This window comes from Ferrimonas balearica (assembly GCF_019802055.1).
Taxonomy (GTDB): domain Bacteria; phylum Pseudomonadota; class Gammaproteobacteria; order Enterobacterales; family Shewanellaceae; genus Ferrimonas; species Ferrimonas balearica_A.
In genome coordinates, this window is the sequence record NZ_JAHVHW010000005.1 from 1 (window position 1) to 22511 (window position 22511).

Sequence of the window (22511 nt, forward strand, 5' to 3'; positions counted from 1 at the left end):
TTTGCCTGGTGGCAATAGCGTTGTGGTCCCACCTGATCCCATGCCGAACTCAGAAGTGAAACGCAACCGCGCCGATGGTAGTGTGGGAGTTCCCATGCGAGAGTAGGTCACCGCCAGGCACCTAATTTGAACGAACCCCGTCTCGAAAGAGGCGGGGTTTTTTCGTTTTGGCGTTCGAGCCAACTGGCTTTGGTCCGAAAAATCTTCGAGTGGACCTGGTCTTAGGTTTACTCCTCATCACAAATCGGTTACACCATTGGCCTATGGTGACGCTTTTTGGATCTGAGGCCGAATTTCAGGCCAGCGACTCACAGTCGCTAAATCGCTTTATTCAACTGCACCCGGCTCTGTACGGGGATCTGCTCTATCCCGCTTTCGATCTACGCCTGTTGCATCGCTATCTCGATAGCCAGTGTGGCCCCGAAGTCGCGTCGGAGCTGCTGCAGTGTGTGGATATCGCCCCCAAAGAACTGGATGAACGACAGTACATTCTGGCGTGGCAGATGCTTAAGGCGATGGAGCTGGCCTCTTTAAGGCTGCCACAGCCCGCTGCGGGTCTCCGCTTTGGCCGAACTTTTCGGGCTGGGGACCTGGAAGGTCTTCAAGGTCCGCTATCCCATTCCCGCACTCTGGCGGAGGCGTACCAGATAACCCGCCAAAACCCGAACTTGACCGGTAGCTTCACAGATAATCTTGAGCGTGTTGAAGGGCAGTACCTTGTGGTCAAGGGCGTGAATGTGGCCCAGATAGACGATTCCACACTGCAGTTTGTGTTTGAGCAGGGGCTGGGCTCAATGCTGGCCATCGCTGAGGAGTTAACAGGAAAGCCGGTTAAACTTGCCTGGGTGCGCTTCCCCGGCCCTCCTCCCTGGACGGTGGATCTGGCTCAGTATGAAGCGCTGTTGGGATGTCCGGTCACGTTTGAGGGGCACTTCTTTGAGTGGGCCATTGCGTTGGATGAGCTATCGGCTCCAGTGCTTTGGAAGCCCTCCATTGAAGCGTTAGAGGTGGAACAAGCCCTGCCTGCTCATGAGGATTCCCTGGTGAACCGGATCCTAACCATGCTGCTGGCTGTGCCCGAACATTGGCCGACTCAGGAGCAGGTGGCGGAAGAACTGATGGTCTCCCGCCGTACCCTGCGGCGACGCCTCAGTGAGTTGGGGACTTCCTACCAACAGATCCTCAACCAGGTCCGCTGCCAGCTCGCGATTGAGTGGCTGCAAAAAGGCGAGCGGGACATCGACTGGATCGGAGAGCGCCTCGGCTTCCGCGATGTCAGCAATTTCCGCCACGCCTTTAAGCGCTGGATAGGGAAACCTCCCGGTGCGTTTCTGATTCGTGATTGATTACCCGCAGGTTCCCAGGCTGGGATCCAGACTGTCGATCCAGGCTCGGATAAGCGTCACCGCATCTTCGTGAACCACGGCCCGACCAACCGGAGGCATCTTGTCCTTGGGAGACAGATGCTCCATGCGGTAGGGCAGAATCGACTCTGCACCGTTACCCGGAACGATATCGTAATCCAGCCCGGCTGCTCCGCCATCGTATCCGGGCGGTTGTTTGCAGATGCCGTACTCCATGGTGGAGTGATCCACAAAGTAACCCAGGCGCAGACCTGAGATGCTGGCGAAGCCTTCGGGTCGGTGGCAGTGGGCACAGTTGATGTCGAGATACCCCTTGGCGCGGTCGGTCAGGCTGGCAGAGGTGTCGTACAGGTCAGCGGCGGTAGGAATTGTCGCCGGTGCCCGATCCAACATCCCCTGCTGAACCCATGCCTGAAGCTGGTTGCTCCCCTGATCGCCGGAGCGGTTGAGCAGTCGGGCCTTGATGCCTATCGGGCTGAAGCGCGCCGTGGTGCCGTCGCTCAGTTGATGGCACATCTTGCACTGGGGTTGAGAGGGTACTTCGTATTGAAATTCCAGGGTCTGGTCGCCATGGGTCATCTGGTGCGCGACCAGGGTACCAGCAGGCGTAAACTCGGCATCATCCCCCTGCCAGAGATAGGGCAGGGCCACCCAACCCGACTCCCGATGTATCAGCAGGCGGGTTTCTATCCGGCGTTCGTTGTCGTCCCCTGAAAGGGCGGTGTCATAAGGCAGAGCAAAGGTTTTGACCAATACGGAACCGACCGGCAGGTCAAAGGTTTCGGTGTCGTGATACGCCATCCCCTCGCCGGGAGGCAGGAACAGAAAGCGGTATTTGCTGGCGTAATCGGAGAACAGTGCCGTGGTCAGTTGATAGAGCTGGCCCGGTTGACGAGGATCCCGGGTTGGGACCGAGGGGTCTACGAACAAACCATATTGGGAAAGCAACTCGCAATTCTCGGTCTTCAAGGCTTCCCAATTCACCTCACTGGTCGTGGCGTCGCAGGGTGAGCTTGGGTCAGGATCCGGATTGGTCGGTGGGGGCTGAGGCGGTTCTGGCGGGGGCGGTTCGGCGGCGCTGTCGTCTCCGCCTCCGCAGCTCAGCAGGCCCAAGAGTATGAACAGGTAGAGGTACTTCATGGACGGCTCCAGAGAAAAAGGGCCGGCTCATGCCGGCCCTTTGGGACTTACTGAGAGCAGCTGGCTGCTGGCAAGCGGCTGATCCACTCGTGGATCAGAGCCACACCCGCATCGTGAGACAGACTGCGGCCAATCTCCGGCATACGGTCACCGGGCTCGGTAGAGGCCATACGGAAGTGGGTAATGGACTGCTCCGGGTTACCGGGAACAATGTCGTAGCCCAGGCTTCCGCCACCGTAGGCCACCGGGGACTTACATTCGCCGTGCGCCTGCTCGTTACCCTCATAGGGACGCCAGTACTCCAGCTTGAGGCCGGTGTTGGAGGCGTTGCCCTCAGGGCGGTGGCAGTGGGCACAGTTGATGTCCAGGTAGCCTTTGGCCAGGTCCATCACTTCGGCGTCGGTGGCAGTGCTCAGGTCACCGTTGCCGAGCAGGCCGAAGGCCGGAACGGTCGGGATGCTGGCCAGGTCTGCCGGTGCACCAGTGAGAATGCCGTGGGCCGTCCAGGCACTGAGCTGGTTGGCAGCGCCATCCGCATACTCGTAGTTGCCGTTCAGGTGGCGGGCTTTCGGACCAATCGGCATAAAGCGCGCTACGCCGTCCTCGCCGCTGTACTGGTGACACTGTTTACACTGGTTCAGACTCGGCACCACGTAATCGAACTCCAGGGTTTCCCCTTTGTGTACGACAGACTGCTTGGTGATGCTGCCAGGCTTGGCCAGCTTGGCGTCATCCTTGGTTGCGGTCCAGATGTAGGGCAGTGCGGCCCAGCCAGCTTCGCGATGGATCAACAGTCGGGTTTCGAGGATCTCTTCGTTCTCGTTGCCCGGCGTTGCGGTGTCATCCGGCATGGCAAAAGTCTTCACCAGAACGGTGCCCACCGGGAAGTCGAACACTTCCTGAGCATCGTACTCTGCCGCCTGGCCACCAGGCACGAACACGTAGCGGTACTTACTGGTGTAGTCAGTAAACAGCGGGCTGTTCATGTCATAGGGCAAACCCCCACTGTTGGCGATGCCTTTGGGGTTGGTGCTGTCGGCAAACAGGTTGTAGTCGGACAGGTTGGGGCAGTTGGCGCCCAGCAGTGCGTTCCAGTTAACCTCGCTGCCACTGGCTTCACACAGGCTCAGATCGCCGTCACCGACCAGGCCACCTTCGCCTTCACCGATGCTGCCGCCATTGCCCACGGTTTCGCCACCGTCACAACCTGCGGTGTCATCGTCGATGCCACAACCAAACACTTCGTCGCCGAAGGTCACGGTGTGAACCGGCAGAGAGACCTGGGTACAGTTCATCAGGTTTTTCTGGCTGCTCTCGAACAGCACACCGGGAACACTCAGGTCACCGGCGTGGTCGCCGGCATACAGCTGTCCGAGGCTTACATCGCCATTGCTGGATACACAGACGTTGTCACTGCCATCTTCAGCGAAGGGCGGCTCCTTGAAGTAGAGCTCTCCCATGCCGTTGTTGGCGATCGCTTCACCCAGACCATCATAAAGAATCGCAGGGAAGACACCGTGGATCTGGGTATACGCCCCGATGATCTCCTGAATCAGGTAACCATTGGGGTTGCTGCCGCTGTTGGTGATCTCGTTGTCGTGAATATGGATGTTGCGCGGTACCGCACGCCAACCATCGTCGATCACCCCACCAGGCAGCGCGTAGTTGGGGATAAAGGCGCCCTCGATATCCGGCTCGGCAATAAAGAAGCTTGAGGCGGTAATGGAGAGGGTGTCGTGGTCCTTGATGACGTTGTTGAAGATCTCAACGTCATCGGTGGAGAGGATGATGATACCGGTGCCGGGCGGCACGATATGTACCCCGGCCGGGTTGGCGCTGGCGTTAGCGAAGTTCTTGGTGTTGTTGGCTTCCACCAGGTTGTTAAAGATCCGCACGCTGCTGCCGTAACGGTGGTTACCGATGGGCAGGTCGAACACCAGAATGCCGCCGGTGTTGCCGATGGCGTGGTTGTCGTAAACGTCAGCGTACTTGGAGTTCTCAATCTCGATGCCCGCTACGTTTTCGATGGCCACGTTGCGACGTACCACGATGTATTCGGACTGGCCCACGTAGATACCGGCGTCTGCGGAGCCGCGTACGTAGGTGTCCTCAATCAGAATGTTTTCACACTCCACCGGGTAGAGGCCGTAAGCGCCGTTCTCTTCGTTCAACTCACCATCCCAGATGGTAGCCAGTCGACGCAGAATGATGCCGTTGGAGTTCTTCAGCTTGATGCCGTTGTTTTTGGCTTCATTGACCGACATGTCCTGGATGATGATGTTCACCGCGTTCTGGACAAAGATGCCGTCGCCGGAGGCCGCTTCGGAGAAGTCCAGAATGGTTTTGTCTTGGCCATAGCCCATGATGGTGACGTTCTTGGCAAACACGCCATCGCCGTCCGCATCGCCGTCAAACAGCAACGTACGGTCCAGCTTAAACTCACCTTCGGGCAGAACGATGACGTCGCCACTCTGAGCGTTAATGAAGGCTTCGGTGATGTTGGCGCCGAGGTTCCCCTCCGTGCTGACCATGATCGCGCCTTCCGGGAAGGTCGGGCCTTCCGGCTCCGGCGGCGGGGTGGTCGTCGGAGGCGGGGTCACGGTGACAGGGTCATCGTCGCTGCCACACCCGGCCAGATTGATGGCTACTGCAGACGCCAGCAGAGTTGGCAGTAACCAGGAGCGCTTCTCCCACATCTTGTTATCTCCATGTTGTTGTTATGTGATACCGGTCAAACTTCGAACACTCGTTTGATAAAATCAATGTGCGATGTGGCCAACATTCGTAACGGGCTTGATAAGCAGTGGAGAGAAACTGTGAACTCGGACGGAAAAAGCACACTTTGCTGGGCAATTGAGCATCGGCGGTGGCACTATCTACTGTCCGAACCAGGTCTATACCGATAATAAAGTGGAAACAAACCATGAGCTCCCAAGCACAAGTGCCGCAAGGTGAAAACGGGCGCCTGGCCCGTATTCTGGATGGCATCGAGAAGGTGGGTAACAAGCTGCCTGATCCTGCGATCCTGTTCCTGAGTCTGATGTTGGTTGTGTGGGGCGTGTCTGCCCTGTTCTCCAACATGACCTTTACCGAGATCGACCCCCGCACCGGCGAAGCGGTCGTGATCAAAAACCTGCTGACCGCTGAAGCGCTGACCAGCTTCCTCACCGGTATGGTGAAAACCTTCACCGCCTTTGCTCCTCTGGGCGTGGTGCTGGTTGCGATGCTGGGTGTTGGTGTGGCCGAGCACTCCGGCTTTATCAACACTGCCCTGAAGAAGATGCTGCGCATCACCCCGGTGAAGCTGATCACCCCGGCTGTTGTGGCCGTGGGCATCATCTCTCACACCGCAACTGATGCGGGCTACGTGGTGGTAATTCCGCTGGCAGGCGTAATCTTCTACGCCGTAGGTCGCCACCCCATCGCGGGTATCATGGCGGCGTTCGCCGGTGTTTCCGGTGGCTTCTGTGCCAACTTCATTCCGTCCGCTATCGACCCGCTGCTGCAGTCCTTTACTCAGGCCGCTGCTCAGACTCTGGATGCGGATATCCAGTTGAACCCGCTGAACAACTGGTTCTTCGCTGCTTCCTCCACCCTGCCGATCATCGGTGTGATCTGGTACCTGACCGACAAGGTAATGGAGCCGCGTCTGCAGCGTTCCACCAAGCTGGATGACGGCATCGATGCTCCGGCTCTGGATGAGATCGGCGAGCGCGAAAACAAAGCGTTCCGCTGGGCCTCTCTGGCGATGGTGGGTTCCATGATTCTGGTGGCCGTGCTGGCCATTCCTGAGTCCTCCACCCTGCGTGATGCCAGCGGCAGCCTGACCAACTTCAGCGCACCGCTGATGCAGGCCATCGTACCGCTGATCTTCATCTTCTTCGTGATCCCGGGTGTGGTATTCGGTTACGCCAACGGCGTATTCAAGAGCTCCGCGGACATCATCAAGTCCATGACCAAAGCGATGGAAGGCATGGGCGCCTACATCGTAATGGCGTTCTTCTGCTCCCTGTTCATTGCCGCGTTCTCTCAGTCTGACCTGGGCGTACTGCTGGCTGTGAAAGGCGCGAACTTCCTGCAGTCTCTGGGCATGCCGGCTGGCGTGACCATTGTGGGCATGGTGTTCCTGGTGGGCTTTGTGAACCTGTTTATGGGTTCCGCTTCCGCCAAGTGGGCGCTGATTGGTCCGGTACTGGTTCCGATGCTGATGCAGTTGAACATCTCTCCGGATCTGTCCCAGGCCGCTTACCGTATTGGTGACTCCTCCACCAACATCATCACCCCGCTGATGCCTTACTTCCCGCTGGTGGTGGTGTACTGCCAGAAGTACGTGAAGAACACCGGTATCGGTACTCTGATTGCAGCGATGCTGCCGTACTCCATCGCGCTGCTGCTGACCTGGACAGCCTGGTTGCTGATTTACTGGACCATTGGTCTGCCCCTGGGTCTGGGCGCAAGCTACACCTACGGCCTGTAAAGGCTGTTCGATCTGGTACGGAAAAGGGGCCTCGATTGAGGCCCCTTTTTTATGGGTTGGATTCGCTCAGCGACTGAGTCTGCACAAACTCGGCTATCGCCTTGCGGCTGACCTTCAGCCCCATCTGGGCCAGGTTATCCGGCCAGGGCAGATAGTGACGAGGCCGCATAAAACGGGGCAGCTTCTTCAGGACCCGCTTCTCCCACAGCTCCGGTGCCCATGCTCCTTTGACGACAGCGACGGGCAAATGACCGAACTCCTCGTTGGCGATGGGGATAACGATCGCCTCCTCAACGCCCTCACAGCGTTTAAGCACCGCTTCGATCGCTTCCGGCTGCACATTCTCTCCACCGCTGACAAACATGTTGTCTGCTCGGCCCAGCACCTTGAGCTGCTCGCCGATAAACTGGCCCCGATCCCGGGTGGCAAACCAGCCCTCACTGTCGAAGGGGCGGCTCAACGTGCCATTGGCGTAATAGCCGAGGAAGCGGCAGTCACCGCGCACCTCGATCAGACCGTCGTTGATCCGAACCTGACGCCCGGCCAGCGGCGTGCCGGAGAGGCCCTGATCGTTGGCGGGACCGGTGGTGATCTGGCTGCCCATCTCGGTCATGCCGTAGCTGGTCAACACCTTGATGGGGTAGGGCTTAAGCCGCTCCAGCAGATGGGTGGGAATGGCACCGCCGCCCAGCAGCAGCGTGGTGACGGAGGCCAGCACCTCACCGGCATCATTCCGATCCAACAAACGAACCAGTTGGGTGGCGACCAGTGACAGGTGGGTAATGCGCTGCTGTTTCAGATTGGAGGCCATATCCTGATGGCCGGGCAGAACCGCGGTGGCGCCGCAACTCAGGCAGCGGAACAGGATCGCCAGCCCACCGATGTGGAACAGGGGCAGGCTCAGCAGCCAGCGGTCTCCCCGATGCAGGGGGGTCTGGTCATGACTCCCCTCGGCGGCGGCCATATGCTGCGCCAGTGTGTGCATGGCGGCTTTCGGATGGCCACTGGAGCCGGAGGTGAGGATTAGGGTCAGAGGGCGGTTCAGGTCCACCTGCCAGCTCTGTCCCACCGAAGCGCTGGTGAAGGAGAGGGCACGCACGCCCTGAGGCAACTCACCTTCACTCCAGCACCAGCGGATATCCAGCTCCTTGATCAGGGCATCGCGCTGCGCTTCGGGAAAGCGGGGAGAGAGGGGGGCAAATACCGCACCCAGTCGCATCGCTGCGTAGAGCAGAAGAATCGCCTCCAGATGGTTCTGGCCGATGTAACCCAGATGGTCACCTTCCCGCACCCCCTGGGATCTCAGGTGAAGCACCAGTGCACCGACTCGGGCGTCCAGCGCCTCATAGCTGAGGTCGCCTTCCGGTCCGCTGACGGCGATGGCATCGCTCCAGCGGCGGGCAGCGGTATGAAGGGGGCAGAGGATCAGACTCATAGTGGTTTCAGCTCCGATTCGGTGATCAGGGGCTTATCCTGTCCCCAGGGGTTGGGTTCGATCAGGTCGGCACCCAATGCAGTGAGGGTGTCCAGACCCGGGACGCTGGTGGGGGTCAGTTCCGTTGCCAGGCGTGCCAGATGGGACACGCCGATGTTGCTTTCAAAGCTGGAGGAGAGCACCACCTCGACGCCATCCAGTGTGGCTTGCTCCACCAGGTGTTGCAGGCGGGTGAGGGAGCCAATCAATGTCGGTTTCAGTACCAGGGCGCGTACCCCGGCCAACGACTCATATTGGTAATCCGGGTGCTGGGTGGTTTCATCCAGGGCCAGGGGCAGGCGGTGCTGGGCATGGAGTCGCAGCGTGTCGTTGAGTTCCCGACAGGGCTCCTCCACATAACGCAGGGCGCTTCGGGGCACACAGGTGGCAAAGTGACTGGCCTGTTCGTAACTCCATCCCCGGTTCGCATCGATACGCAGTTTGAGTTTGGGGTTTCGCTCAAGCAACCCGTAGACCAGGGCGATCTCTTCCTCCACCGAGGCGCGAGCCAGTTTCAACTTCACTTCGCCGGGCCGCTCGGTCAGTTGCTCGTACTGGGCCAGTTGCTCATCGGGCGTGCCAACCAGCAATGGCACCGGCGAGGGCAGACGCAGGGGCGTCGGGTTCTGCAACTGCCAGCGGGCGCAATCCAGGGCAAAGCGTGCCGCCGGGGGCAGGTCTTGCTCCTGGGCTTGCCCGTCCCTCATAGCTTTCAGAGCGTCCGCGCACTGCTCGAGGGTGTCCTGCGAGAAGCCGGGCAGAGGCGCGCAATCGCCCCAGCCGGTGCGGCCATCCTGTTCCAGTTTGATCAGCAGCCCCTGACGCTCGGTCAGGGCATGGCCGGCAAAGCGCAACGGCGTTGCCAGTGGCAGGGTATAGGCGTAGAGCTTCATCGATGTCCTTGATGGCGACCAGGCCGATTACAGTGGGCGCAGTGTAGCAAGAAAGGCGTCCGGGCGGGCGCGATGTACGTTGTGGCCTGCGTGGTCGATGATGTGATGTTGCCAGCCGGGGCGGCACCAGTGACACGCCAGCTCGGTAAACTTGGGATCCTGCGCCCCGGTGATCAGTTGCACCGGACAGCGCAAAGTCAGATCCCGCAGGTCCGCCTGATGGCCCAGGCTGGTGCCAAGATAAAGGGCGGCCAGTGCTGCCGGGTCGTTGTCTCGTCGTGCCGCCACCAGGGCGTCCCGGGCGGCCGGGTTCAGGTCAGCAAACACCCCCTGCCGATACCAGCTGTCCAGCCACTGCTCCGGTGCCTCTTCGGCCATTCGCCGGTGCCAGTTGGCATCACTGGCCAATCGCGCAGTGCGTTCGGTGGGATCCTGCAGGCCCGGATGGGCCGACTCCAGGGTGACGCTCAGCAGCCGGTCTGGCTCATGCTGGCTCAGATGGTGCGCCAGGTGAAGCGCGAGACGGCCCCCCAGCGAGTAACCCAGTAGGTGAAAGCGTTCGATTCGGCGGTAGGCCAGGGTATTCAGTATCAACTGAATTACCTCATCAAAGGCGGGCACCTGGTACAGGGGAACCGAGCGGCTTAATCCGTGGCCGGGCAGGTCCAGTGCCAGGCAGTCGAACCGCTGACCAAGCGCTTCTGGCCAGTCCCGATGATCACCGAGAAAGCCGTGCAGCAGCACCATTGGGGCACCCTGGCCCCAACGGCGACCCGAAAGACGACGCTGGGCGTCAGTCATCGCCCCGGATCTGCTCGGCCAACTCGACAATCAGGTCGGCAGACTCACTGGGCGGCACGGCGACCTCAATCACGCTGGCGCCCTCAAGGCTTAACCCTTCGCTGAGGGCCAGGCTCAGTGCGGCCAGGTTATCGGGACGCGCATAGGGCAGATGGAACTGGTTGGCAGCCCCCTCGAAGCCGAAGCCATGGCCCAGGCGATAGTACTGTTGGCGCAGGGACTCGTTGGGCACCGGCAGCAGATTGAAGATGCTGCCCCCATCGTTGTTCAGCACCAACACCACCAAAGGCGTTTTGAGGCTGCGGGCCAGCGCCAGGGAGTTGAGATCATGGAGCAGTGACAGGTCACCCACCACCAGAACGGTCGGTTTGGCGGTTGCCAGCGCTACGCCGCAACTGGTGGCCAGCAGACCATCGATACCGGACGCGCCCCGATTGGTGAACACCGTAGGGGCGTCGCCGGGCGACGCAAGCATGTCATACAGCCGGATCGGCAGACTGTTGCCGATAAAAAGCTGGTGCTCGCCGGTCAGTTGGCGCGACAGCAAGCGGATGGTGGAGAGCTCGGTCAGGCGGCCCTGGTCATGCCGCTCGGCAAACTGATGCTCCAGTTCGAGACTGTAGGACTCCAGGGCATCGGCCCAGCCGGAGCCCGGCAGCAGCGGCCAGGGCAGGGCAGCCAGCATCGGCAGGCTGCCGATAAAGCGGCGTTTGGTGAGGTGGCCAGGGTCCAGGTTCTCCGTGTGGCTCATGTAGTGCCAGTAAGCGTTCCAGGAGTGGCTGGCGATAAAGCTCATCAGCCGCTTGGAGAGCAGGCGGCCCCCAATCAGCAGCAGGTTTTCCGCCTTACCCAGCAGCTTGAGGGCTTTGGGGTGATGGAACATCTGGTCGATATGGTGAACCACACCGTCGGCCTGTCGCAGTTGAGACTGGGCGTCCGCCAACACCGGCCAGCCCAGTCGGCGTGCCAGTGCCAGAATCTGCTCCGGTTGCTGGTGGGGCGCCAGCGTACCAACCACGATGATCCCTTTGCCCTGGGCAAAGCTGTTGCACTCATCCGGCCCCGGCAGAGCGCTGCGGCTGATGGGCGGGATCGCGCTCCAGGGCGTGGTGTTGCCGCGCCAGGCTGCAATGGGGGCCAGGTAGGACTCAAAGGGACTGCTCTGCCCGTCCGGGTAGAGGGGCTCCCGGTACATGCAGTTAATGTGCAGAGGGCGATCCAGATCCACCATCGCTTGATCCAACTGGGCCAGCAGCGCTTGTGGCGGCAGATCCAGGCTGGGAGTTGGCAGATCCAGACGGCGGGCATAGTTGGCGAAGATGGCCGGTTGGATGATCGCCTGGTTGGCACCACAGGCGATCAGTTCCGGCGGGCGGTCTCCGGACAGTACCACCAGCGGGACGCCGGTCTGGTAAGCCTCGATAACCGCCGGGTAGAGGTTGGCCACCGCCGTGCCGGAAGTGGTGATGATGGCTACCGGAGTTTGGCTTGCTTTTGCCAATCCCAGAGCGGCAAAGCCGAGGCCCCGTTCATCAAAATGGGTATGACGCTGGAAGCCGTCGTGGCCGGCAGCCGCCATGGTCAGGGGTGTGGAGCGGGAGCCCGGTGCCAGGCAGAGGTGGCGCACGCCGAGGCGGTGCAGCTCTTCCAGCATCAGTCGCGCCCACAGCAGATTCAATTCGGCGCAGTGAATGGTGGTCATAGTCCGTTGAGGATCCCGAGTACCGTAGTCAATTTGTTGTTCAGTTCCTGCCACTCGGCGTCGGCTTCGGAGTTGGCGACAATGCCCGCTCCGGCAAACAGGGTGACCCTGTCCGCTTCAAACCGGGCGCTGCGGATCGCGACGGCAAACTCGGTTTCATGCGCGCCAAAGTAGCCGCATGCGCCCGCATACCAACCGCGGGCAAAGCCCTCGCGCTGGCGGATAAAGTTCATCGCTGGCTCGCGAGGCAAGCCACCGACGGCGGGAGTGGGGTGAAGGGCGCCCAGAAGCTGGAGGTCATTCACGCCCGCCTTAAGTTCGGCCCGGATGGCGCGGTGCAGGTGCTGAATGTGGTTGAGCTTGAGGATAGTCGGTGTTTCTTCGGCACCGACGTAATCGCTCAATGGGCCCAATTGCTGTTCGATATGTTGGCGCACCAGAAGGTTCTCGTGGCTGTTCTTGCCGTCGTGCAGCAGGGCATTGGCCAGAGCCTCATCTTCCGCTTCAGTGAACCCTCGTGTGGTGGTGCCCGCGAGGGCTTCCGTGGAGAGTTCCCGGCCATGACGGTGGAACAGTCGCTCTGGTGTGCAGCTGACGAAGCTGTGCCGCTCCGTAAATTGGAAGCCGAACTGATAGCTGCCCGGATTGAGCAGTTGCCAGGCGTGCAGAACGGTCCAGTGATTGGGCAGTGCGCTGGTAGTCAGCCGGGTTTCCCGGGCCATCACCACTTTCGGAGTGGTGCTCAGGAAAGCGGGATCGGTGATCTGCTCAATCAGCTCCCGCCAGCGAGGTTGGTCCGGGGTGTCCTGCCGGGCCAGCACATGGGCCGGGCCCAATGGTGACAGCGGCGCAGCAGGCTTCAGTGAGTCCAGTGCCTGGCGTGCTGCCTCCAGCTCCTCGCGCCAGGGACGTTCCTGGGCGCAGAGATTCAGCAACAACGTGGCCTGATCGCCATGACGGCGGATCTCGATGCGGGGCAGGACAAAGCGGGCCTGACCAAAGTCAGGCCAGGCGGGTTGGCGAGGATCGAAAGCGTGGCCACCATAGAGCCGCAACTGAGTATCCTGAGCCGCGCCCAGATACTTGTGATAAAGACGGTCCAGCTCTTCCGACTCAGGCAGCGCGGGGAAGTGAAGATCCAGTGCCGCGCCAATGGCCGCGACCTCTTCGCCACCACGACGACCGTGCCAGTAGATCTTTGGCAGGGTGCTTTGGTTGGCCAGCCAGGCGATCAGCGGAGGAGCAGTGAGCGGTTCACTCAGCTGCAGACAGAGGTGGCCCGGGGGCTGTTGCTCCAGTTGGGTTAACCGCAGCCTGAGTCGCTCAATGGAGCTGGCCAGAGGGTGTTCTACCGGAAGGATGCTGTACCACCTTGTCTAGAGAAGAGGGTAAACCACTGAAATTAAAAATCACCACTGAGTGATGTCAAGGCATCGGCCTGAAGATTGTGATCCCGGCGTCGCCAGAATTAGAGGCCAAAGGCCCAGAGCAGGGCCACCGTCAGGGTCAGTGTGGTCAGGCTGTTGCCCAAACCGGGCTTGCCCAAATAGATGACGTTCCAGACGGTTTTGGTGATGGCAGCGGTGACAACCAGTGTCAAGGCGAGGCTCAGTTGGTGAAGCCACAGCAGATGAAGTGTCAGGATGGCGCCGCATACCCCCAGGGCGAGCATCATGGCACGCTCCAGATGGGTCTGTACAGCCACCATCTCCTGTTCACTCTGCAGCTTTATGGAGCGGCTCTCTTTTAAGCGGATAAGGTGTACGGTCAGTGCCACGAGTCCGAGCAGACCGAGGAGCATGATGGGGAGGGATTGATTCCAGGCACCCACCGCCGCCGTGGCGAGGGTAGTTGGTCGCGCCCAGCTATGCAGACGGGCGGCGGGACAGCCGGAACGGGCAACCATAGCGACTCCTGGTTAAAAGTTATTCCACCATTAGAGCGCTAACTCGACCGGCTATACCAATATAACCCCCTAAAACTTGATAGAAATGTGCACCCGATCCGAGTTGTGAACGGGACATTTCTGAGCGGTTGTTGTAGGGGTGAATAGCCTGTTTACTGACCGGAACCGGACTGTATTGGCTTGGTGACCAGGGTCCGTTCAACCGCTTCCTGCCACCCTTGATAGAGCTGTTGTCGTCGCTCTGCTTCCATCGCTGCATCGAACCGGCGCTCCACCTGACTCAATCCGGCGAGGCTCTCCAGCGACGGCCAGTAACCCACGGTCAAGCCCGCCAGGTAGGCCGCGCCTGCCGCGGTAGTCTCCCGGTTGTGGGGCCGCAATACCGGCGTTGCCAGGATGTCTGCCTGGAACTGCATCAGGAAATCGTTAGCTACGGCGCCGCCGTCCACCCGAAGCTCGGTCAGCGGCAGTGCCGCATCCTGCTGCATGGCATCCAGCAGGTCCCGACTTTGATAGGCGATGGATTCCAGGGTGGCTCTGACGATGTGCTGGCGGTTGCAGCCCCGGGTCAGACCGATCAGCGCGCCCCGGGCATAGGGGTCCCAATAGGGGGCGCCCAGCCCGGTAAAAGCGGGAACCAGATAAGCGCCAGCGGTATCCGGTACCGATTGAGCCAGGGCCTGGGTTTCGCTGGCGTGACGGATCAGGCCCAGTTCATCCCGAAGCCACTGAACGCTGGCGCCGCCCATAAATACCGCCCCCTCCAGCGCATATTCGACCCGCTCCGGACCGCTGCACGCGATGGTGGTGAGCAGCCCGTGCCGGGACTGGACTGCCTGCTCGCCGGTGTGCATCAGCATAAAGCAGCCGGTGCCATAGGTGTTTTTGGCCATGCCCGGTTGTGTGCACAACTGGCCGAACAGCGCCGCCTGTTGATCTCCGGCGATGCCTGCCACCGGAATACGGGCCCGGCCGATCTGGGCATGACCAAACACTTCCTGGCTGCTTTTCACCTCGGGCAGCAGGCTGGCGGGGATGTTCAGTGCTTCCAGCATGACCGGGTCCCAGCGCTGCTGATGGATATCCCAAAGCAGGGTGCGTGACGCGTTGGTGCGGTCAGTGGCGTGCACCGCACCGTCGGTCAATTGCCACAGCAGCCAGCTGTCGATGGTGCCAAAGCGCAGCTCACCTCGTTCGGCACGTTCCCGAGCACCGGGCACATGCTCCAGCAGCCAGGCGATCTTGGTGCCGGAGAAGTAGGGGTCCAGAACCAGTCCGGTGGTCTCCCGGACGTGTTGCTCCAGACCTTTGGCTTTCAGTTGCTCACACAGGTCGGCGGTGCGTCGGCACTGCCAGACGATGGCGTTATGGATCGGGACCCCGGTTTCAGCATCCCAGATTACGGTGGTTTCACGCTGGTTGGTGATGCCGATGGCCGCCACCTGTTCATGGCGGACACCGCAGCGTGCCAGCACCTCGGTCAACACCGCACGCTGGCTGGCCCATATCTCCATGGCGTCATGTTCGACCCAGCCAGCATGGGGATAGTGCTGGGTGAACTCCCGCTGGGCGGCTCCCTGAATCTCCCCTTTCTGGTTAAAGATCAGGGCTCGGCTGGATGTGGTGCCCTGGTCGAGGGCAAGAATAAAGGGTTCGTTAGACATGGCTCAGTGCGGTCGGTGGTTTGGTTTCATGATAGCGAACTGCTGGCGGAAAAACCCAGCCTGCACAGCGGTCTGAATGTGCCTATTTGGGTGGGGGCACCGAGTCGGCAATCAGATTCAGGGCGTCCGCCAGGCCACTTATCATCATCAGTTGAGATTGCCCCTGGCGATGGATTTCGACGGAAACGGTGGCGTTCTCAGGCAACCGGGCCAGGTAGTCCCGGAACTCGGCCCGGGTCAGTACCCGATGCCCATCCAGCGCCCAGAGCACATCGCCGTGTTGCAGAGTTTCCGCGCCACTGCCGGGGCGTACTGTGTCCACCAGCAGGCGATTGGGGCGTCCGGCCCGATGCAGCGCAGCCATGTAGTCGCGATCGGAAAGCTGGCGGCGCGCCTGGTCCCAGAGGGCTTGCCGCTCCCGCACCAGACGCTCATCGGTGGCCCAGCCTTCCGCCAGAGCCTGACGCTGCAGTTTGAGGTCGGCTCGGGTCAGGCGCTCCACCAGGGCGTCGGCTGCCGCCCCTTCCGGAGCGGACGGTGGTGGCGAATTGGGTTGATCGGCTGGCGGCGTTTCCTGCATGGCGGAGAAGGTCTGGATATGGCCTGAGATGTCTCCCTTCAGCCCCGCTTTGACCATCGCCATCAGCATCTGGTTTTCCCACTGCAGCATCGCCAGGGCCTTCGGGTCTGCTTCACAGGGGGCTTGAGGGGGACAGACCGGAGGCTGGGGTTGAAGCCACCAGGCACTGAGTAGGCTGCCACTCAGGGCGCCAGCGAGGAAGGTAAGGGTTGGGCGCAGCATCCATGGGTCCCAAAGTCGGTCAGTTGCACACAGTGTAGCGATGGCCAATCGGGAAATTCGTTGATCCGGGTCGGACGGAAGAGGAAACCCGGTTCAAAAAAACCGGCCCCGAAGGGCCGGTAGACAGAGTTGTGTGGAGCGTTTATCGGTCGATGTTGTCGCCGGTCTTCACCTGAACTTGCGCATCGGTGCTGACCGGAGTGCCCTCCTCATCCACAAACTTAACGACCACATTGCGGTTCGGGGCGCCGCGCAGAATGTCAGCCTGGAACTCAGCAAAGTCCCCTTCGTTGAAATCCGCCAGTTCCACGGTAAAGGCACAGACGTACTCCTCTCCCGGGTCCAGCTTGAGGCTGTATGTCGGCTCATCACAGGCGACAGGCACGTCTGGCACTGGAGCGGTTGGGTCGTCATCAATGCCGGTCAGGGTGCCGCCATCGTTAACGATGCGGAAGCCATTGAAGAAGTTGCCGTCCTTCACCGGCGTATTGAAGATGCTCAGCTCTACAAGCTTGATCGCTTCAAAGCTGGTGTTCTTCACCGCAATAAAGATGGTGCCTGCCAGGCCATATCTGCCGGTAACGGTGGGCGGAACATCTTTAAACAGCACGGTGGCACTGTCCGGTTGGGACTGAATCTGCTTGCCTTGTGTGCTGGTGGCCTTCACGTACGCGGTGTTGACCAGTTGAGTGTCATCGTAGGCGGTGTCACTGACATCGGTGGCGTTCCCGTCCACATAGGCCACCAGAGTGCAGACGTAGGGGGTGCCGAAGGAGAGGGTCTGCGGGAAGGCACACTCATCGCTGCGCTGTACCGGTGCGGCTGTGGCCCGAACACTGCCAAACAGGGTGTCGTCCTCCAGGCTGTTGATGGTGAGGTCTTCCTGGGTGGCGGAGTTGCTGTTGGTCACGGTGAAGCGATAAACCACCGGATGGGCACTGCCACCGGGCTCGTCGATGGTGACCGAGTCCATAAAGCTGGCAGAGCCGATCGCCGGGGTGGGGATACCCACATCGCCGGATTTGGCCACTTTCTTTTCCAGAACCACTTTGGGAGTGGCCCGGGTAACGGTGATCATCGCCATACTGTCGGTACGACGATTCTCATTATCCTTGGCGAAAACCTTAACGGTGTTTGTGTAACTGGCACCGTTTGCGAGAGTGACATTCACGATGTACCGGCAGGTAAATTTCCCTCCGTTGGCGCTGAGTGAGGAGGGATAAGTATCACAGGCCGGGGTGCCAGACTTGTCGATCAGCAGATTGGCGACTGAGGTGTCGGTCAGGCTCAACAGACTCAGGGCGTCGACGGTGCTGTTGTTGGTGATGGTGATCTCATAGGTGATGAGACCCTGATCCTCAACAAACCAGGCTCCCCCAATGTTTTGCAGGCCGGGGCCCGCTACCGGGGTCTTGGTGATGGCGATGGCCGGATCAACATTGGTGATCTTAACGGCGATGATGCCGGAGCAGTTGCCCACATCGTTACTGGTGAGATCGTCGGTCACATCACAGGTGTCGCTGCCAACCGGATCGCCATTGAGATCCTCTGAGCTGACGCGGATAAAGTTCTGGTACTCCTCTTCGCCAGCGGGCGGCATCGGTGTGTCACCGTCGGGGTCGAGTGCATCCGGCAAGTCTTCATCGCTGACTTTGACCTTGAAGTTACAGGTGAAGGTCGGGCTGGCGGCGGTCAGGGTGACCGGCAGCTTGCCATAGCAGTTGTTGTCGGCGCCAAGCAGCGTCAGGTTACCGATGGTGGTGTTGCTGTTGGTGCCATCCAGGTCAAACAGGATCGGCGCATCGCTGCTGCCTACTTTGGGGCTACCAAAGTCGGCGACGGAGCGATAGAGATCATCGATATCGGTGATCACCAGGTCCGCATCAGTAGTGCCTCGCTCAATCTTCACTTCGTACTCAAAGGTGGCCATCGGTTCAGTGCCGCTGTTGCTGGCGCTCTTGAGTGTCTTGGTGATCTTGGGCGGATCCGGCCGGATAAAGATGTTCAGCGGGATAATGTCGCAATTACACTTCGACTTGGAGCTGGGCTCCTGGCCTGGGGCGGCGCCGGTGGCAGAGCAGTTCAGCGGGTCCTCCTGCACATCCCAGGCGGCGCAGTAGTTAAACTCCACTTTTTCGCTGCCGGGTGAGGCGGTACAGGTCATGGTGAACACGGCGTCCACCAGCGTGTATTCGTCATCAACCAATCCGGACTTGGCGATGTCGCCACACTCATCCGCATCCAGATTCTGGGCATTACCGGTGCTCTTGAAGTCATTCTTCGGGATAAGAATGCTGCACGCTTCCTCATCCTGTTGAACCACCTGAGGGGAGTCGAGATCCCGGGAAACAAAGAAGGTGGTGTCATAGCGTTCCGCCGCATTGGTGCGAACGCGAAGATCGGCAGTGACTTCGATGGTGTCGCCGAGAGTACAGGTGAAGTCGCCGGTGGTTGAAGTCTCTCCATCCACCGCTTTGACCGTTACTTCCGCGATCTCCACATCTTCGGCGGTACAGTTAATCACTTCACCAACACGGTCTTTCAGACCTTTACCGCCGGTTTCGATATAGGCGTCAGCCATACAGGAGTCGGCAGTGTTGGCTGGGTTGTTGAAAATCGGATTGTCGGCTTCGGGGACAACGGCAAGGCTGGGAAAGGTGATTCCCGCCGTCGTTAAGGCAACCAGTAGCACCGACATTGGGTGTTTTGGGTGAACCAATGGTGTGCGTCTCATCTTGTTAATCCTGCTTACAGAGACAAAAGCAACCCCTCAGCAGCGGGACCGCTACTGATGAGCAATGAGCCAGTAGGGAACTGGCGTTATTCCTTAAGTGGTGGGAAGTGGCAGTCAACTGCCCCGAGAGTAGGTGACCGCCCTAAGACAGGCCAGATGAGGGGGGATAAGCGTGCGCATAGAGACCTCCGCAAAACGTCCTGCGAATAGACACAACACTATGCTGGGCAAGGGAGCCAAGCCCAAATATCGTTTGGAAAAAGAGTCGGTTTCGACTCTAAGTTAAAATCTAGTTCACTGGCTTCAGGGCGCAAGCGACAAGCGGAATTCGTGGCAGCCTGGTGGCAGGTTATGGGGACAAAAAAAAGGGATGGCATACGCCATCCCAATACCTGCAGGGAGGGGGCGGGAGACCCCTTAGTCGGTCTTTCTGCCGCCTTTCTTCATTGGATCTCCTTCATAGCCAAGGGCTTGCCAGTCGAGGCGCTCCCCTTTGCCATGACAATCCATGCAACCCAGGGCTTCCTCTTTGGGAGAGACCATGTGGTTGATGCGCCACCACATTTCGGTGGGGGCAAAACCGTATTTACCGCTGTAGCTGATGCCCAGCTTTTGCAGCTCAGGGTTGGCAGCCATGCCGAGCTTGGCGGCCTGGTCCCAGTCATAGGTTTTCCAGTAGCCCTGTTCACCCCAGACCTTGGCGGTCACAAAGATGTTGTGGCCCGCATCGTAAATCTGTTGGCCCCGGTGCACTTTAAAGGGGTAGATCTTGGCGTTGGGGTCAGTGATATCGCCCAGCGGGAAGGCCAGCTTGGTTACTTTGGCGGGGTCCATCTTGTCGCCGGTTACATAGGCGTCGCCGTTGCCGTTGTACCAGGCGTATTCGGGCGCAACCATCTTGTCCCAGACAAAGTCCCCTTTCTTGCGCTGATAGGACTTCTTGCCAAACTCATCCAGGGTTTCCTCACGATCTTCGCCTGCGGTAGACCAATCCCACTCCATCTTGGTGGGCTCGTTACGGGCGTAGAAGGGGATATGACAGGTCTGACAGGCCACCGATTCAACGTGCTTGTCCAGTTTGGCGTTCTGGTGCGGTTGGGCATCGTGGCAGCTGTCACAGCCAAAGTGGTTCTGGCCGCCGGGGGAGACGCCCATCGCCTGACCCGCGATCTGGTGATCAGGGGCCTGGTGGCAGGCCTGGCACTGGAAATCCATGCCGTCGACGTCCATATGGACGTCTGTCTGGCGGTCGGGATAGCCCATGCTGGAATCCAGATCGCCATGTTTCACTCCGTCGCCGCCACCGCCATAGAAGTGGCAGCTGCCGCAGTTATCCCGAACCGGAGCGCCCACATTCTGGGCCACTCTCAGCAGGTTTACTTTCTCCAGCGGAGCGCCCGCGCCTGCGGGGTCTTTGATGTAGGTACCGGTGGTGTCGTGGCAGATCAGGCAGTCCACATTGGCCACATTGGTGAAGTCGAAGCTGTTGTCTTCCCAGCCATAGCCAGCGTGGCAACTGGTGCAGCGGGGTTCATTACCGCTGATGGAGGTACAGAAGTTGTTGATGACGTTGCGCTTGCCCCGATCGACCGTCCGGCCGGGCAGTTTCTGCTCCAGAGACCAGGTCCAGTGGGAGCTCTTGATAAAGTCCTTGGCGTGGTCTTCGTGGCAGGTCAGACACTGGGCGGTGGCCTCCGGACCGGAGGTGATTGGGCCCTCGATGAACTCGGCATGGGGGTTGGCCGCCAGAGCGGGCAAACCGACCATACCGAGCAACAGGGGAGTGAGAATCCGTTTCATAAGGTGTCTCCAAAGGTGCCCGGGTTGCCCCGGGCACGTTGGGTCAGAACTTCAGAGCCAGAGTGGCGTTGATGTCGTAGGCGGTGTCGATTACCGGCAGCATGGAGTAGGCGGTGCCAGCCAGGATCTCATCCACGCTCTGCGGTGCGCCCACCGGGGTGCCGCTGCCGCTGTACTCGTAGTCGTAGTAGAGACCGGCCAGTTTGATGTGCATCTTCGGATTGATATCAAAGATGTAGTAGGCCTCGCCGACGTGGCCACGGGTGGCCAGCTTGCTGCCGATCGGGTCGTCTTGGGCCTGAGTGAACGGAGTCCAGTACTTGGAACCGTAGTTGTACTCAAGACCAAACTTACCGCCCGGTGCCGGGATCTGGATGCCCACATAGGCACCGTAACCATCGTGGTTGCCCGCATCCTGGGCAGCCACCGGCACCATCAGGATCTCAGTGCCATCAGCGTTGAGCGCGGCTTCGAAGCGGGCATCAGCCAGCATGCCGCCAAACAGTCCGGCGTTGCCGTTGGACTCGGCACGGGTCCAGCCAAAGGAGGCAAAGCCCACAAAGCCGTTGTCCGCCTCATAGGCGTAGCCCAGGCCACCCAGGTACATGTCGCCAATGACGCTGGAGGGCTGCACCCGAGTGACAAAGTTGAAGTCATCAAACTTCTGCATGTCCTGGTACATGGTGGGGGCGAAGATCCCCGCCAACTGGGTCGGGAAGGCCATCAGACCCTTAAACCCATCGTTGATGTCCTTAGCGCCAAACAGCGTGAACTGAAGGAAGTGGGTGCCGTCGTTGATGGCATCGATATTGAAGCCACCCAAGTGGGTGTCCTTGGTAACGATGTCACCGAACATCTCGCCATTGCCCCACTGGGACTCAAAGCCCTGGCCGTAGCAGAAACGCACCACCTGGCCTTCGACACCGGTGATCTCACCCAACTTGTAGCCCAGAGTGGCGCCATCAAAGTTGAAGTTCACCAGGTGGCCGGACGGGGTCCCGCCGCGGAGTTCGTTTTCACGATATTGGGTCGGTGGCCCGTAAGTGGAGGGGCGACGACCGATGGAGAGGTAGAAGTTGGTGTCGGCGATGTCTTTCCAGTCAAAGTAGGCGCGCTCTACTCGCAGCCAGTCGCCGCTGGTGTTGCCGCTGTTGGTGCCATCCATGGTGAAGCTGCGCCAGGAGTCAAACACCTGCACACCGGTGGAGTCACCCCAGTTCTTGTACATGGTGAGGCGGCCAGCAAAGCTGACGTTGTCCCAGACTTGGGCCTTCAGGTTCAGGCGCAGACGGGTGTTGTAGAGGATGTCGTTATTGACGTCGTAGGTCTGCTTCGGCGCCAGCAGCATCGGCATCACGCCCTGCAACTGGCCGCTCATAAAGGCTTCGGCCAGACCCGGGTTCGCCGCCATCATGGCGCCGAGCGGGGAGTTGGGGTCCATCGGGTCACCCAACTGACCGGACATCGCTTTGGCGCCAAAGTCATTGAAGTCCACCAGCATCGCCGGGTTCCAGGTTACGTCCTGATAATGCAGGGTATGGGCACGTACGCGGAAATCCCCGGTGAATTGAATGCGGTCCGTCGCGGTGTGGCGCTCGGCTTTGTCCAGGCGCTCGGAGAGGTACTCGAGTTCCTCGTTCAGTTCGTCCAGGCGTTGTTTCAGGGCTTCCTGCTCAATGGGATCCGCAGCCAGGGCTGGCGCGGTCAGAGCCATGGAAACCAAAGTGGCAATCAGGGTTCTCATCACAAACACT

15 protein-coding genes and 1 rRNA gene are annotated in these 22511 nt (G+C 60.0%); 3 read left to right on the plus strand and 13 right to left on the minus strand.

Going from position 1 to position 22511, the window contains the following annotated elements:
- The first annotated feature begins 4 nt into the window (after nt 1–4).
- Together rrf and KUV52_RS04625 are read left to right on the plus strand one after the other, a co-directional pair.
- A 5S ribosomal RNA gene (gene rrf / locus KUV52_RS04620) occupies nt 5–119 on the plus strand.
- A 144-nt stretch (nt 120–263) separates the two neighbouring features.
- Nucleotides 264–1346: an AraC family transcriptional regulator gene (locus tag KUV52_RS04625; RefSeq protein WP_222524772.1), complete on the plus strand. Its 1083-nt coding sequence runs from the start codon at nt 264–266 to the stop codon at nt 1344–1346.
- Here KUV52_RS04625 and KUV52_RS04630 read toward each other — a convergent pair whose 3' ends face one another.
- Together KUV52_RS04630 and KUV52_RS04635 are read right to left on the minus strand one after the other, a co-directional pair.
- Nucleotides 1347–2504: an SO2930 family diheme c-type cytochrome gene (locus KUV52_RS04630; protein ID WP_222524773.1), complete on the minus strand. Its 1158-nt coding sequence runs from the start codon at nt 2502–2504 to the stop codon at nt 1347–1349.
- 47 nt (nt 2505–2551) lie between these two features.
- Nucleotides 2552–5200 carry a parallel beta-helix domain-containing protein gene (locus KUV52_RS04635; RefSeq protein ID WP_222524774.1) on the minus strand — a complete coding sequence of 883 codons (2649 nt, stop codon included), beginning with the start codon at nt 5198–5200 and terminating at the stop codon, nt 2552–2554.
- 227 nt (nt 5201–5427) lie between these two features.
- On the opposite strand from KUV52_RS04635, the gene KUV52_RS04640 reads away from it, so the two are divergent.
- Complete coding sequence (locus KUV52_RS04640; RefSeq protein WP_222524775.1) at nt 5428–6981, plus strand: AbgT family transporter; 1554 nt, start codon at nt 5428–5430, stop codon at nt 6979–6981.
- Nucleotides 6982–7030: 49 nt separating this feature from the next.
- On the opposite strand, the gene menE is transcribed toward KUV52_RS04640, so the two are convergent.
- The 11 genes from menE to KUV52_RS04695 form a co-directional block, all read right to left on the minus strand.
- A complete protein-coding gene (gene menE, locus KUV52_RS04645) occupies nt 7031–8416 on the minus strand; it encodes an o-succinylbenzoate--CoA ligase (protein ID WP_222524776.1) in 1386 nt (461 codons plus the stop codon).
- Entirely contained in the window at nt 8413–9348 is a 936-nt protein-coding gene (gene menC / locus KUV52_RS04650; protein ID WP_222524777.1) for an o-succinylbenzoate synthase, read from the minus strand. The genes menE and menC overlap by 4 nt, the downstream gene beginning before the upstream one ends.
- Nucleotides 9349–9375: 27 nt before the next feature.
- Entirely contained in the window at nt 9376–10149 is a 774-nt protein-coding gene (gene menH, locus KUV52_RS04655; protein ID WP_222524778.1) for a 2-succinyl-6-hydroxy-2,4-cyclohexadiene-1-carboxylate synthase, read from the minus strand.
- The gene (gene menD, locus KUV52_RS04660) at nt 10142–11851 is read right to left on the minus strand and encodes a 2-succinyl-5-enolpyruvyl-6-hydroxy-3-cyclohexene-1-carboxylic-acid synthase (protein WP_222524779.1); all 1710 of its coding nucleotides are present in this window, start codon (nt 11849–11851) and stop codon (nt 10142–10144) included. Before menD ends, menH begins: the two co-directional genes overlap by 8 nt.
- Nucleotides 11848–13212 carry an isochorismate synthase gene (locus KUV52_RS04665; RefSeq protein WP_222524900.1) on the minus strand — a complete coding sequence of 455 codons (1365 nt, stop codon included), beginning with the start codon at nt 13210–13212 and terminating at the stop codon, nt 11848–11850. The genes menD and KUV52_RS04665 overlap by 4 nt, the downstream gene beginning before the upstream one ends.
- A gap of 107 nt (nt 13213–13319) precedes the next feature.
- Complete coding sequence (locus KUV52_RS04670) at nt 13320–13757, minus strand: hypothetical protein (RefSeq protein ID WP_222524780.1); 438 nt, start codon at nt 13755–13757, stop codon at nt 13320–13322.
- Nucleotides 13758–13909: 152 nt separating this feature from the next.
- Complete coding sequence (gene glpK / locus KUV52_RS04675; protein WP_222524781.1) at nt 13910–15421, minus strand: glycerol kinase GlpK; 1512 nt, start codon at nt 15419–15421, stop codon at nt 13910–13912.
- A gap of 82 nt (nt 15422–15503) precedes the next feature.
- Nucleotides 15504–16223 carry a PDZ domain-containing protein gene (locus KUV52_RS04680; protein ID WP_222524782.1) on the minus strand — a complete coding sequence of 240 codons (720 nt, stop codon included), beginning with the start codon at nt 16221–16223 and terminating at the stop codon, nt 15504–15506.
- A 142-nt stretch (nt 16224–16365) separates the two neighbouring features.
- Nucleotides 16366–18957 carry a hypothetical protein gene (locus KUV52_RS04685; protein ID WP_222524783.1) on the minus strand — a complete coding sequence of 864 codons (2592 nt, stop codon included), beginning with the start codon at nt 18955–18957 and terminating at the stop codon, nt 16366–16368.
- Nucleotides 18958–19374: 417 nt separating this feature from the next.
- The gene (locus KUV52_RS04690) at nt 19375–20757 is read right to left on the minus strand and encodes a tetrathionate reductase family octaheme c-type cytochrome (protein WP_222524784.1); all 1383 of its coding nucleotides are present in this window, start codon (nt 20755–20757) and stop codon (nt 19375–19377) included.
- A 43-nt stretch (nt 20758–20800) separates the two neighbouring features.
- Complete coding sequence (locus KUV52_RS04695; RefSeq protein ID WP_222524785.1) at nt 20801–22501, minus strand: DUF3373 domain-containing protein; 1701 nt, start codon at nt 22499–22501, stop codon at nt 20801–20803.
- Nucleotides 22502–22511 lie beyond the last annotated feature (10 nt).